This is a genomic window from Pseudomonas sp. Tof1 (assembly GCF_055390395.1).
On sequence record NZ_AP024344.1, the window covers coordinates 4,811,615 to 4,824,662 of the forward strand.

Consider the following 13,048-nt stretch of genomic DNA (forward strand, 5'->3'; position numbering starts at 1 on the left):
CCTACCCAACACATACGCCAACCCTGTAGGAGCGTGGCTTGCCCGCGAAGCTTTTAGCGAGCTTTCGGGCCCATTCGCGGGCAAGCCCTGCTCCTACAGAAGTAACCGCCTGAAGATCCGTGTAAAACCATCAGAACTTCGCTGTTGCCTGTACGACTACACCGATAATGCTGTAGTCGTCGGTAAACAGGATTTTCGGATACGTCGGATTCAACGGCTTCAGGTAATCCTGGCCCCCCTCCTGCACCCACTGCCGGAAGATCGCTTCCTCACTGTCGCGCAGTCGGGCCACCACCAACTTGCCCGGTTCGGCCTGCAGATCAGGGTCCACCAGGATCAGCATGCCTTCCGGCACGCTGATGCCCAGCGGCGCGGTCATCGCATCACCCGCCACCTTCAGCCAGAACGCCGCGCCCGAGGCGTAGTGATCGGCCACTTCGTAGTACTGCGCGACCTCGTCGTCGGTCCCCGGCTCAAGGGTTCTCACCACCGAGCGCCAGTCACTGACCGGGTAGCGGAACGCCGACGTGGTGTCGTAGGCCTGCCCATCACGCTCGGCAGGCAACTGTACCGCCACCGAACGGTCGCGGATCACCAGCGCGACTTCCAGATGCCCAAGCCCCAGGGCCAGGAACACCTTGTTCATGGTTTCCAGGTCCGGCTGGCGGCGCTTGTTCAACCAATGACCGACACCGCCCTGGGATACCCCAACGCGTTCTCCGAGTTTTTCTTGCGTGAGGTCAAGCTCGCGCAGCTTGGCTCTCACCAGTGCAATCCATTTATCCATGGACGGCACAATACGGGCTGTACTCGGGGGATCAATACACAAAATGTATTATATCCAACAAGCGAATGAGTACAGTTGGTACTAATCTGCACCTGCTGTTTCGAATTCCCCCTCAAAGGCAGGCTCTCCATGACTTCCAGCACCAAGACCAAGACCGAGATCGACACCACGCCCCCCTACGATTCGCTCAGGGACGGGCCCGCGGCCCGACGGGCGCTCGACTATTATTTGAAACCAACCGTTTCAAGCTCGATTGCCGAGGGCAATCCGCGCCGTGTCTGTGAAGACCGGCTGTTCGCCGTACGCCACAACCTCAGCGCCGAAGAGGCGATGATCTATGCCTCCGACCTGCTGCGCTGCGCCGCCGCCACCGCGTATGAAGCAGCCGACGCCCTGCAGGGCTCTTCCCGCGATCTGGCCTTTTCGGTGGTGCACATGATCGACATGGCCAAAGCCATGGTCGACCGCGCCATGAATGTGCAATACCCGGCGCCATAACGCGCGTGCACGGTAACGACGGCCGATACAGGGCCGATGACAGAGGAACATCGAAGTCTGGAGAGAGGGCTGGAAAAATAATTTCCAGAAGAGACAGAAAAACATTTGACTTGCAAATGATAATGATTATTATTGCAAGCAACTGGTCGCGAGATCAGTCGATAAACCTGGAGACCTTAGGTCGGACTCCTGGATTATCTCCTCATCAGGCTAATCACGGTTTTTGACCCGGCTTTTTGCCGGGTCTTTTTTTGCACCCGTTTTACGGGTTCGGCTTCAGGCTAATGAAGACTGGGGCGCTGCCATCTTGATGGGGCAGTCGCGATGGCGCGCATAATAGCAAAGGACCATCAGCCAATGAAAGACCGCCAGCCCCGACAATCGATCGGAAAAAAACCTGAAGTACTTGAGAATCAATATCATAAACACTACCCTGACCCAGCGTCAGGGACGACGCCCCCTTCCCCCGCATCAAATCCGACATGCCTCGGCCAATAGCCGCTTGCCGTGTACAGTAGCAACCACAAGACATCATATTCAGGTACACAGACTATGACCGTGGTTCTGCCCTCACTCAAAATCAGCAGTGACTTCGACAGTGGCAACATCCAGGTGCTGGACGCCAGCAACCCGCAACACCTGCTGCTGGCCATCGAGCCGGACACCCGCAGCCAGCACTTCCAGTGGTTCCACTTCAAGGTCGAGGGCCTGCAACCTGGCCAGTCCTATACCTTCGAACTGACCAACGCCAGCCAGTCCTCCTACAACAAGGCCTGGACCGGCTATCGCGCCGCCGCCTCCCACGATCACCAGGACTGGTTTCGTACCGACACGCGCTTCGACGGCGAAAGCCTGCACATCCAGTTCCAGGCGAAACAGCCACAGGCCTGGTTCGCCTACTTCGAACCCTACAGCCGCGAGCGGCATGACAGGCTGGTCGAACAGGCCCTGACCCATGCCGGCAGCGAACTGCTGGCCATCGGCAAGAGCGCCGAAGGCCGGGACATCCAGCTGCTGCGCAAGGGCAACGGCGACGCGGGCAAGCGCAAGGTCTGGCTGATCGCCCAGCAGCACCCCGGCGAACACATGGCCGAATGGTTCATGGAGGGCGTGATCGAACGCCTGCAGAACCGCGACGATTCAGAGATGAACGCCCTGCTGGACGCCGCCGACCTGTACCTGGTGCCGAACATGAATCCGGACGGCGCATTCCACGGCCACCTGCGCACCAACGCCATGGGCCAGGACCTCAACCGCGCGTGGCAGAACGCCAGCCCGGAAATCAGCCCGGAAGTGTTCTTCGTCCAGCAGCAGATGGCCCAGTATGGCGTGGACCTGTTTCTCGACATTCACGGCGATGAAGAGATTCCCTATGTGTTCACCGCCGGCTGCGAGGGCAACCCGGGCTACACCCCACGGATCGCCGAGCTGGAACAGCATTTTCGTAGCCACCTGAGTGCCCTCACCCGGGACTTCCAGACCACCCACGGCTACACCCGCGACCTGCCCGGCGAAGCCAACATGACCCTGGCCTGCAACAGCGTCGGCCAGCAATACGACTGCCTGTCGCTGACCCTGGAAATGCCTTTCAAGGACAACGACGACGCCCCGGACGCCCGTACCGGCTGGTCGGGCAAACGCTCGGCACAACTGGGCAAGGATGTGCTGAGCAGCATCGCCGATATCGTCGGACGCCTGCGCTAGCGCTGGAACTGTTTACCTGGCGCGGCCATCGAACTCTGGAAGCCGCCCTTGCGGGAGCCGGCCTGCCGACTCCCGCAAAAGGCCACAGCAAGAGAGCCCATCGTGGGCCGCCGTACCGGACAAGGATTGCTCATGACTGCCCTCACCTCCCACGCCCCTACCCGACCGGGGCGCCTGGAACAGATGTCGACCCGCATCGCCTTCTTCATCGCCGGCTTCGGCGTCGCCGCCTGGGCCCCGCTGGTGCCCTATGCCAAGGCCCGCACCGGGCTCGACGAAGGTACCCTCGGCCTGTTGCTGTTGTGCCTCGGCGTCGGTTCGATCATCGCCATGCCGCTGGCCGGTGCCCTGGCCGGGCGCTTCGGCTGCCGCCGCGTGCTGACCATCGGCACGTTGCTGATCTGCGCCGCCCTGCCGCTGCTGGCGACCGTCAGCTCGGTGCCCTGGCTGGTGTTCAGCCTGTTCCTGTTCGGCGCCGGGCTCGGCACGGTGGACTCTACCGTCAACCTGCAGGCGGTGATCGTCGAGCGGGCCAGCGGCAAGACCATGATGTCGGGCTTTCATGGCCTGTTCAGTCTCGGCGGCATCGCCGGTGCGGCCGGGGTCAGCGCCCTGCTCGGCCTGGGCCTGTCACCGCTGGGTGCCATCGGCGTGGTCATCCTGTTCCTGCTGCTGTCGCTGCTCAAGGCCGCCCCCCACCTGCTGCCCTATGGCAGTGAGAGCACTGGCCCGGCCTTCGCCGTACCCCACGGCGTGGTGCTGTTCATCGGCCTGCTGTGCTTTATCGTGTTCCTCGCCGAGGGGGCGATGCTGGACTGGAGCGCGGTGTTCCTCAGCGCCGAGCGCCAGGTACCGGACGCCTATGCCGGGCTCGGCTATGCCGCCTTCGCCCTGACCATGACGCTCGGCCGGCTGACCGGCGATGCCATCGTCCGGCGCCTGGGGGCGAAACGGGTGATCGTGCTGGGCGGCATCACCGCGGCCGCCGGACTGGCCCTGGCCACCCTGACCCCGGCCTGGGAAGCGGCGCTGGTCGGTTATGCCCTGGTCGGTGCCGGCTGTTCGAACATCGTGCCGGTGCTGTACACCGCCGTAGGCAAGCAGAAGGTCATGCCGGAAAGTATCGCCGTGCCGGCGATCACCACCCTGGGCTATGCGGGAATCCTGGCGGGCCGGCGGCGATCGGCTTCATCGCCCACGCCAGCAGCCTGAACCTGGCGTTCCTGCTGATTGCGCTGATGCTGGTGGGCGTGGCGATCAGCGGCAGGATCCTGCGGGTCTGAGGCTTTCCTATCCTGTAGGGCAGCGCCTCCCGGGCTTCGACCCGGGAGGCGAACCGGTCAGAAGCCGACGCTCGCCTGCACGAAGAACGTCCTTGGCTCACCCGCGTAAATCCCCGCGTTATTGTCGCTGGAGCGGGTGAAGTAGCGCTGGTCGAACACGTTGCGCACTCCCGCCCCCAGCTTCAGGTTCGACAACTGTGCACCGAAGTCATACGCCCCACGCACGTCCCAGGTCATGTAGCCGGGAATGTTGCCGTACTGTCCGTCAGCGGTCGGCTGGGTGATGTAGTTGCCGTTGAAGCTGCCGTCGGCATTGGTGCCGGTCCCCGGTGCACGCTGGGCCGACTGGGCGAAACCGTCGAGGTTGTAGGTCCAGCGGTTGATCGCATAACGCAGTCCGAGGTTGAGCACCTGGCGTGAATACAGCGGCAGGTCACGATCCTTGAACCCTGGAATGTCGCCCTGGGAGGTCGCCTTGGTGTAGGTGTAGCCGGCATTCGCGGTCAGGCCGTCGAGTGCCGGGTTCAGCGCCGACAGATCGTAGTGCACGGACGTCTCGACCCCCTGGTGCCTGGTCGCCCCCAGGTTGGTCCAGCCCACATCGTTGCTGACGTACTGCAGCTCATCGGCGAAGTCGATGTAGAACAGCGTCACCTCTCCCCCCAGATGCCGCTGTCATAACGTGTGCCCAGCTCGTAGGTCTTGGCCTTTTCCGGCCGCAGGCCATTGGCGGTACTGTCGCCGTTGCCGCCCTGGGCCACCTGGAAGTACTGCAGGCTGCCGAACGAGGTCTCGTAGTTGGCGAACAGCTTCCACGCATCGGAGAGGTGGTACATCACGCTCAGCGCCGGCAGCGGCTCGTTGCTCTCGACACTGCGGTTCTTCTCCTGGACCCGCACGCCGTTCGTGCCCGGCACCGGACGATCATGCCAGTCGGTGTTGATCCGCTCGAAACGGATACCCGGGGTGATGGTCCACTTGCCCACGTCGATCTTGTCGTCGATGTAGAAGGCATTGGCCTCGGTGCCACCGGTACGGTCCTGATAGATATGGCCGTCGGACGTCGGGGTCACGGTCGGTACGTTGTTGACCAGCGCCAGCCGGCTGGTCGACTCGTGCATCGCTTCGCGCAGGTAGCGGTAGCCGACGCTGACTTCCTGGCTGGTCTCGCCCAGTTCGAACACCCGCGAGGCCCGTGGCTCGACGCCAAGGGTGTAGTAGCTGCGCGGGAAGGAACCGAGGGTCTTCTGGTCACGGGCAGCGATGTTGCTGCCACGGAAACTGTCGGTGTAGTAGGTGAGCACCTCGACCTGGGTCTGGTCATCCACCTGCCGCTTGTACTTGAAGGAGATGTCCTTGCGCCGACCGGTGAAATTGTCATGGTCGCGCACCGACTGGTACGGCTTGGCATCGTACTGTTGCTGGGTCAGGCCGCCGGGCATGTCCGCGTTGGCATCGTAGTAGTGCAGGTTCAGCGAAAAATCGTCGACATCGGTCGGCGCCCAGTGGGTCTTGAGCAGCACGTCGTTGATGTCGTTGCCGTTGTTGCTCTCGCGGTAGCCCTGGCCTTTCACCCCGGAATACAGCAAGGCTGCGCCGAAACCATTATCGGCGGTACCGCCGAGGAACGCCGTGTCCAGGTGCTTGACGCCACCGTAGCGGGTGGTTTCCAGGGTGGTGCCGACTTCGCCGGAGAATTTCTGCGGGATCGCCCGGGTCACGAAGTTGATCACCCCGCCGACGTTCTGCGGTCCGTAGCGCACGGAGCCGGCCCCTCGCACCACATCGATGCTGTCCAGGTTGCCGACCGAAACCGGCGCCATCGACAGCTGTGGCTGGCCATACGGCGCGAAGGCCGCCGGTACGCCATCGATCAGCACGGTGGAGCGTGGCGACAGCCGTGAAGTCAGGCCGCGCACACCGACATTGAGGGAAATGTCGCTGCCACCGGTGCCGTTGTTTTCCTGCACCTGCACGCCGGGCACGGTCTTGAGCGCGTCCTTCACGTTCATCGCGCCCTGCTCGATCATTGCCTGGCGGCGGACCACGGTGCGCGCGCCCGGATGGTTCTGCACGATCGCCTGGTCGGCGTCACCGAGCCAGTCACCCACCACCTTGACGTCCAGCGGTGCCAGTTCCAGCGAGCCGCTGGCGGCCGGGGTGGCCGGACGCAGGGTCACCGAACCGTCCTGCAGGTCGTAGTCCAGGCCGCTGCCGCGCAAGAGCACGTTCAGCGCCTCCTCCGGCGACAGGTTGCCGTCCACCGCAGGGGCCTGCTTGCCGGCCACCAGTTGCGGATTGAAGAACACTTGCAAAGAGGCCTGCTGACCCAACTGGCTCAAGGCCGACGCCAGCGGCTGGGCCTGGATATGAATGGCGGTATCGGCCCGGGCCGCCTGGCTCAGGGTCGCCACGCCGGTCACCGCCAGCACGAGGGCCAGGGCCTGGGAGCTGGGCAGTGCACTACGGATCGCCTGGTAAAGCGCGTTGGGTTTATTGTTGTTCACGTCTGACCTTGTCCTGTTGTTCGCCAATAGATGCGAGCGTTAATGCAAACCAGTTGCAGTTGGACAGAAGACGACGAACTCGAAAAAAACCTGAATCTATTTTGAAATTATTTCCTGCGAGCCGTCGGCACGGCTGCGCACGGCCACCGGCAGGATGTTCGGCAGGGCCTTGAGCAAGGCATCGGTGTCGTTGAGCTTGAACACGCTGGTCAGGCGCAGATTGCCCACCGCCGGGTTCGCCACCGTCAACGGCCTGTCCCGGTAGCGCGAGACCTCGGCGACCACGTCGGCCAGGCTGGCGTTGTTGAACACCAGCTTGCCACTGCGCCAGGCGGTCAGTTCCCCGGGGTCGACCGCCTGGGCCGCCGCGACATTTCCCTGGGCATCGACCCGCGTCCCGAGGCCTGCGGTGAGGCTTACGAACTCGTCGTCCCGGGCGTTGCGCCCCTGGACCCTGACCGTCCCCGCCTCGACCACCACCCGCGTCTGCGTCGGATCGCGACGCACGTCGAAGCGGGTCCCGGTCACCGTCACCTTGCCGACGCCGGTCTGCACCACGAACGGCCGGCTGCTGTCGTGCTCGACGCTGAACAGCGCCTCGCCCTGCTCCAGCTCGACGGAACGCCGATCGCGTTCATAGCTCACCCGCACCCGGCTGCGGCTGTTGAGATCGATCACCGAACCATCGGGCAGGGCCACCTGGCGACGCTCGCCGAGCACCGTGGCGAAGGTCGCACTGTAGGGCGCCGGATGATTCAGCCCGCTGAACAGGCCCAGCCCGACGGCGACCGCCAGCACTCCGGCGGCCACCGCATAACGCAGCAGCGGCCGGCGCCGCGAACGCTCCGGCGGCACCTCGCAGAGTGCCTGCAGGCGTGCCCGGGGCAACAGGTCTGTGGCACTCCAGAGCCCCTGGAGCAGGTCGAACTCCTCCTGGTGCAGCGGGTGCCGGTTACGCCAGGCATCGAACTCGGCCTGCTGCACGGCGCTCAGCGGCGCCTCCTGGACACGCACGAACCAGGCGGCGGCCTCCTCACGCACCGTGTTGGCATCGCAGGTGCAATCACGGGTATCCATCATGGAAAGTCCTGTCCGAATGAAGTTTGCATCGCCTCGCCCATCATTGCCCCGGCTCGTCCAGACGCTCGCGCAGATGCCGCAGGGTGCGGATCATATACTTCTCGACCATGTTCTTGGACAGCCCCAGGCGTTCGGCGATCTCGGCCTGGCTCAGGCCCTCGATCTTCTGCCAGACAAACGCCTTGCGACAGTTGACGGGCAACTCGGCCAATGCCCGCTCGATGGAGTCGGCCAGCTGGATGGCGTGCATGAAATGCTCCGGGTCGCCGCTGGGCGGCGCACTGTGATCGATCGCGTCCAGTTCCAGGGCGCCGCGCCGGTCTTCGCGGCGATAGGCATCCACCGCGATGTTGCGCGCGGTCTGGTGCAGGTAGGCGCGCGGCTGCTCGACGCTGTCGGCCCGGCTTTCCAATACCCGCACGAACGTATCGTGAGCCAGGTCCTCGGCTTTCTGACGGTTGCGCAGTCGGCGGGTCCAGGTGCCGATCAATTCTTCGTAGTGCTCGAAAAAGCCGGGTCTGCGAGGTGGCTGGAGGTTCATGGCGACGGGCGATGAAGGCGGGGCGTGAATAATAATGCTTCCTATTAATACCCGCAATTCATTACAAACGCCGAGCGGACAAGCCGGCGTTAATTGGAAACATTCTTGCTTAGCGCAACGGCTCTGCTATAGCTAAACCCACTCACCTTTTCTAGTAGGGCAACGGAATGCCAGCGATCGGGACCTGCCGGTAAACACCGCCCTCGTATCTGGAGGAAATGGAATGGCTACGGCGAAAAAGATGAGTGTCATACAACTGACCATGCTCACCGCGGTAAACATGCTTGGCTCCGGCATCGTGCTGCTGCCGACCAAGCTGGCGGAGGTGGGCGGCATCTCGATCCTGTCGTGGCTGGTCACCGCCACCGGCTCCCTGGCCCTGGCCTACGCCTTCGCCCGCTGCGGCATGCTCAGCCGCAAGACCGGCGGCATGGGCGGCTACGCCGAATACACCTTCGGCAAGGGCGGCAACTACATCACCAACTACACCTACGGCCTGTCGCTGCTGATCGCCAACGTGGCGATCTCGATCACCGCGGTCGGCTACATCCAGACCCTGTTCCACCTCACCCTCACGCCGGTGCAGATCTGCCTGGCCACCATCGCCCTGCTCTGGCTCACCACCTTCGCCAACTTCGGCGGCGCCAGCATCACCGGGCGCATCGGTGCGGTGACGGTGTGGGGCGTGATCGCGCCGGTGCTGTTCATTTCCACCGCGGGCTGGTTCTGGTTCGACGGCGCCAGGTACATGGCGGCCTGGAACCCCCACGACCTGAACTGGTGGCAGGCGGCCAATGCCTCGGTGGCCATTACCCTGTGGGCCTTCCTCGGCCTGGAGTCGGCCTGCGCCAACACCGATGCGGTGGAAAACCCCGAGCGTAACGTGCCCATCGCCGTGCTCGGCGGCACCCTCGGCGCGGCGGTCATCTACATCGCCTCCACCAACGCCATCGCCGGCATCGTCGACAATGCCGCGCTGGTCTCCTCCACCGCGCCGTTCGGCCTGGCCTTCGCGCAACTGTTCACGCCGACGGTGGGCAACGTGGTGATGGGCCTGATGGTGATCGCCTGCGTCGGCTCGCTGCTCGGCTGGCAGTTCACCATCGCCCAGGTGTTCAAGAGTTCCGCCGACACCGGCTACTTCATCCCGGTGTTCGCCAAGGTCAACAAGGCCGGTACGCCGATCATCGGCATGCTGATCCTGCTGGCGGCGCAGACCGCCATCGGGCTGCTGACCATCAGCCCGGACCTGTCCAAGCAATTCGATGTGCTGGTGAACCTGGCGGTGGTGACCAACCTGGTGCCGTACATCCTGTCGATGGCCGCGCTGATGACCATCCAGAAAGCCGCCAACGTGCCGCCGGGCAAGGCCCTGGCCTCGAACATCGTCGCCCTGATCGCCGCGGCCTACAGCTACCTGGCGCTGTTCAGCTCCGGTGAGCAGGCGCTGATGTGGGGCGGGCTGGCGACCTTCTTCGGCTATACCCTGTTCGGCTTCGTCAACAACCGCCTGATCCGCCTGGAAACCGAAGGCCGCGTCAGCGTGCCGGTGCAATCGGTCAGCGCCCGGCACATCAGCCATGAAGAGCGGGCCGCGTCCCGCCTGGAGACCCTCCATGAGTGAGCCCCGGAGCAACCTCGGCATGCTGGCCCTGCTGGTCAGCACCGCCCCCGACAAACGCACCGTGTTCGGCCGTGCCCTTGGCCAGCTGATCACCGAAGTGGAAGAACGCTCGATCAGCGTGCTGCTGTCCGAGTCTCTGCCCGACGCCACCGCCATTCTCCGTTCGGACCCGGCCATCCAGTGCCTGCTGCTGAATTGGGGCATGGACCACAGCGAAGGCCACCAGCAGTGCATCGACCTGCTGCACAACCTGCGCGAACGCAACACCCGGGTACCGGTGTTCCTGATCAGCGACCGCAGCACCGCCAGCAATATTCCGCTGGTGGTGATGCAGCACGCCGACGATTTCATCTGGCTGCCGGAAGACACCAGCCGCTTCCTCAGCGGCCGTATCCTGGCGGCCATCGAACGCTACCGCCAGGCCGTGCTGCCGCCGATGCTCGGGGCGCTGCTGCGCTTCTCGCGCTCCTACGAATACTCCTGGCACACCCCGGGCCATGCCGGCGGCACGGCGTTCCTCAAGAGCACCGCGGGCCGGGCCTTCTACGAGTACTTCGGCGAGAACCTGCTGCGCTCGGACCTGTCGATCTCGGTCGGCGAACTCGGCTCGCTGCTCGACCACTCCGGCCCCATCGGCCAGGGCGAGCGCTACGCCGCCAAGGTCTTCGGCGCGCATCGCACCTACTACGTCACCAACGGTTCCTCGACCTCGAACCGGGTGATCCTGATGGCCAGCGTCACCCGCAACCAGATCGCCCTCTGCGACCGCAACTGCCACAAGTCCGCCGAGCACGCCATGACCCTGTCCGGCGCGCTGCCCACCTACCTGCAGCCGACCCGCAACCGCTACGGCATCATCGGCCCGATCCTGCCGCAAACCCTGGAAGCCGGGGCCATCCGCGAGGCCATTGCGCGCAACCCGCTGGTCAAGCCCGGCATCGACCGGACGCCGATGCACGCGATCATCACCAACTCCACCTACGACGGCCTGTGCTACAACGTCACCCGCGTCGAGGAACTGCTCGGTGCCAGCGTCGACCGCCTGCATTTCGACGAGGCCTGGTACGGCTACGCCCGTTTCAATCCGCTGTACAAGGACCGCTTCGCCATGCACGGCGACCCGGACGAACACAACGCCGACAAGCCCACGGTGTTCGCCACCCAGTCCACCCACAAGCTGCTCGCGGCCCTCTCCCAGGCCTCGATGATCCACGTGCGCAACGGCCGCAAGGCCATCAGCCACGCACGCTTCAACGAGTCGTTCATGATGCATGCCTCGACCTCGCCGAACTACGCGATCATGGCTTCGTGCGACGTCAGCTCGGCGATGATGAGCGCGCCCAGCGGGCAGATCCTTACCAACGAATCGATCGAGGAAGCGATCTCCTTCCGCCAGGTGATCGCACGCATGCATGCCGACCTGGCCAGCCAGGGGCAGTGGTTCTTCTCCTGCTGGCAGCCACCGTCGGCAAAGGTCGACGGCCAGACCGTGGACTTCCACAAGGTCGATCCGGCCCGCCTCAAGAGCGAGCCGCAGCATTGGGTACTGCACCCGAACGAGCTGTGGCACGGCTTCGGCGACATCGAGGACGGCTACTGCATGCTCGACCCGATCAAGGTGTCGGTGCTCACCCCCGGCATGGGCGACGACGGCAAGCTGCTGCCGTTCGGCATCCCCGCCTGCGTGCTCAGCGCCTACCTGTCGCGCCAGGGCATCGTGGTGGAGAAGACCACCGACTTCACCATTCTCTTCCTGTTCTCCATCGGCATCACCAAGGGCAAGTGGGGCACGCTGGTCAACGCCCTGCTCGACTTCAAGCGCGACTACGACACCAACCTCGACCTGGAACTGTGCCTGCCCGACCTCGCCCAGGCGCACCCGGACCAGTACCAGCACCTGGGCCTGAAGGACCTGTGCGAGCGGATCTTCCAGGCCATGAAGCAGCACAGCACCACCAGCGCCATGGCCAACGCCTTCGCCGCCTTGCCCAAGGCGGTGTACAGCCCGGTGGAGGCCTACGAAAAACTGGTGAAGGACGAGGTGGAGCTGGTGACGCTGGAAGAAGCCACCAACCGCGTGGTCGCCACCGGTATCGTGCCCTACCCGCCCGGCATCCCGCTGTTGATGCCCGGTGAAAACGCCGGACCGCTGGACGGCCCGCAACTGACCTACCTGCGCGCCCTGGAGAGTTTCGACCGGGCGTTCCCGGCCTTCGCCCATGACACCCACGGCATCGAGAGCCAGGGCGGGGTGTACCGGCTGCTGGTCATCAAGTAGGGGAGTTGACGGCGCTTGCCGGTAGCCGATGCTGCCGGCAGGCGCCGGTCAGGCAAGCGGCCCTTGCCAGGGGTAATCCGCGGGTTCGAAGCGTTCGCGGGTGTCCATCCGGACATTGCGCAGCCTCACGGTTTCCAGGTGCGAGGCGTACAGTTTTTCCGAGAAGTAGGTGCCCAGCAACGAGCGACGGTGCCCGCCGCCGATGTTCAGAGTGCCCGCATGCACCAGGTCGGCATCGAATACCAGGATGTCACCCGCCCGGCCGCAAAGCTGCACGGCGCCGGACTCGTCACTGAAGTCGACCGGTGGCGCTGCCGGCTGCGGGCGATGGCTGCCGGGGACGATCCGCGTCGCGCCGTTGTGCGGGCCGTAGTCGTCCAGATAGGCCAGGAAGTTGACGGTGTCGCCTGGCCGCAGTGCCGACAGGTCGCGGTGCAACTGCTGCTGACCGCCACCGGCCAGCGGTTCGCGGCCCTCCACCTGGGACAGGAAGAACCGCTCGCCGATCAACTCGCCAACGGCCGCCAGCACCTGTGGCAGATGGCAGACCGCCTGAACCTTCGGCTCCAGGTCCAGCAGCGAATGCCGCCAGTCCATGCCTCGCGGCACCGGCCATTGCGCCGAAGGGATGATACCCGCGTCGAACACCGCGCGAAGCTCATCCAGCCACGGCGTCGGGATCGCCTGACGCAGCAGGACATGGCCGTCCCGAAGCAGTTGCTTGCGGTCAATCATCAGGGTCCGGG

At 64.4% G+C, this 13,048-nt stretch carries 8 protein-coding genes and 2 pseudogenes; 5 read left to right on the top strand and 5 right to left on the bottom strand.

Features of this window, described 5'->3' with window-relative positions; genetic code table 11:
• Window positions 1-130 precede the first annotated feature (130 nt).
• On the bottom strand, window positions 131-787 hold the full coding sequence (locus tag ACZ5KU_RS21660; protein ID WP_464736244.1) for a LexA family protein: 657 nt from the start codon (window positions 785-787) through the stop codon (window positions 131-133).
• Between the two features lie 129 nt (window positions 788-916).
• Between ACZ5KU_RS21660 and ACZ5KU_RS21665 the strand changes: the two genes are divergently transcribed.
• From ACZ5KU_RS21665 to ACZ5KU_RS21675, 3 genes and pseudogenes are all read left to right on the top strand, one after another.
• Window positions 917-1,285, top strand: a complete 369-nt coding sequence (locus ACZ5KU_RS21665) for a DUF6124 family protein (protein ID WP_054062827.1) — start codon at window positions 917-919, stop codon at window positions 1,283-1,285.
• A 552-nt stretch (window positions 1,286-1,837) separates the two neighbouring features.
• Window positions 1,838-2,989: a M14 family metallopeptidase gene (locus tag ACZ5KU_RS21670; RefSeq protein WP_054062828.1), complete on the top strand. Its 1,152-nt coding sequence runs from the start codon at window positions 1,838-1,840 to the stop codon at window positions 2,987-2,989.
• A 132-nt stretch (window positions 2,990-3,121) separates the two neighbouring features.
• A pseudogene (locus tag ACZ5KU_RS21675) lies at window positions 3,122-4,272 on the top strand (MFS transporter).
• 57 nt (window positions 4,273-4,329) lie between these two features.
• Here ACZ5KU_RS21675 and ACZ5KU_RS21680 read toward each other — a convergent pair.
• The 3 genes and pseudogenes from ACZ5KU_RS21680 to ACZ5KU_RS21690 all read right to left on the bottom strand — a co-directional run bounded on the left by ACZ5KU_RS21680 (window position 4,330) and on the right by ACZ5KU_RS21690 (window position 8,400).
• Window positions 4,330-6,743, bottom strand: a pseudogene (locus ACZ5KU_RS21680) (TonB-dependent siderophore receptor).
• Between the two features lie 132 nt (window positions 6,744-6,875).
• The gene (locus tag ACZ5KU_RS21685) at window positions 6,876-7,859 is read right to left on the bottom strand and encodes a FecR family protein (RefSeq protein ID WP_054062830.1); all 984 of its coding nucleotides are present in this window, start codon (window positions 7,857-7,859) and stop codon (window positions 6,876-6,878) included.
• Between the two features lie 40 nt (window positions 7,860-7,899).
• Window positions 7,900-8,400, bottom strand: a complete 501-nt coding sequence (locus ACZ5KU_RS21690; RefSeq protein WP_054060269.1) for a sigma-70 family RNA polymerase sigma factor — start codon at window positions 8,398-8,400, stop codon at window positions 7,900-7,902.
• 223 nt (window positions 8,401-8,623) lie between these two features.
• On the opposite strand from ACZ5KU_RS21690, the gene potE reads away from it, so the two are divergent.
• Both potE and ACZ5KU_RS21700 read left to right on the top strand, forming a co-directional pair.
• Complete coding sequence (gene potE / locus ACZ5KU_RS21695) at window positions 8,624-10,024, top strand: putrescine-ornithine antiporter (protein WP_054060268.1); 1,401 nt, start codon at window positions 8,624-8,626, stop codon at window positions 10,022-10,024.
• Complete coding sequence (locus ACZ5KU_RS21700) at window positions 10,017-12,302, top strand: Orn/Lys/Arg family decarboxylase (protein WP_054060267.1); 2,286 nt, start codon at window positions 10,017-10,019, stop codon at window positions 12,300-12,302. Before potE ends, ACZ5KU_RS21700 begins: the two co-directional genes overlap by 8 nt.
• Window positions 12,303-12,350: 48 nt before the next feature.
• Here the strand turns inward: ACZ5KU_RS21700 and ACZ5KU_RS21705 are convergent, their stop codons facing one another.
• Window positions 12,351-13,037 (bottom strand): phytanoyl-CoA dioxygenase family protein, encoded by a 687-nt coding sequence (locus ACZ5KU_RS21705; RefSeq protein WP_464736245.1) that lies wholly within the window; start codon window positions 13,035-13,037, stop codon window positions 12,351-12,353.
• Window positions 13,038-13,048 lie beyond the last annotated feature (11 nt).

What these genes read in the sequence shown, in the direction of transcription:
- ACZ5KU_RS21685 (WP_054062830.1), bottom strand. Translation starts at nt 7,859, where the DNA reads ATGATGGATACCCGTGATTGCACCTGCGATGCCAACACGGTGCGTGAG.
- ACZ5KU_RS21670 (WP_054062828.1), top strand. Translation starts at nt 1,838, where the DNA reads ATGACCGTGGTTCTGCCCTCACTCAAAATCAGCAGTGACTTCGACAGT.
- ACZ5KU_RS21665 (WP_054062827.1), top strand. Translation starts at nt 917, where the DNA reads ATGACTTCCAGCACCAAGACCAAGACCGAGATCGACACCACGCCCCCC.
- ACZ5KU_RS21705 (WP_464736245.1), bottom strand. Translation starts at nt 13,037, where the DNA reads ATGATTGACCGCAAGCAACTGCTTCGGGACGGCCATGTCCTGCTGCGT.
- ACZ5KU_RS21660 (WP_464736244.1), bottom strand. Translation starts at nt 787, where the DNA reads ATGGATAAATGGATTGCACTGGTGAGAGCCAAGCTGCGCGAGCTTGAC.
- potE (WP_054060268.1), top strand. Translation starts at nt 8,624, where the DNA reads ATGGCTACGGCGAAAAAGATGAGTGTCATACAACTGACCATGCTCACC.
- ACZ5KU_RS21690 (WP_054060269.1), bottom strand. Translation starts at nt 8,400, where the DNA reads ATGAACCTCCAGCCACCTCGCAGACCCGGCTTTTTCGAGCACTACGAA.
- ACZ5KU_RS21700 (WP_054060267.1), top strand. Translation starts at nt 10,017, where the DNA reads ATGAGTGAGCCCCGGAGCAACCTCGGCATGCTGGCCCTGCTGGTCAGC.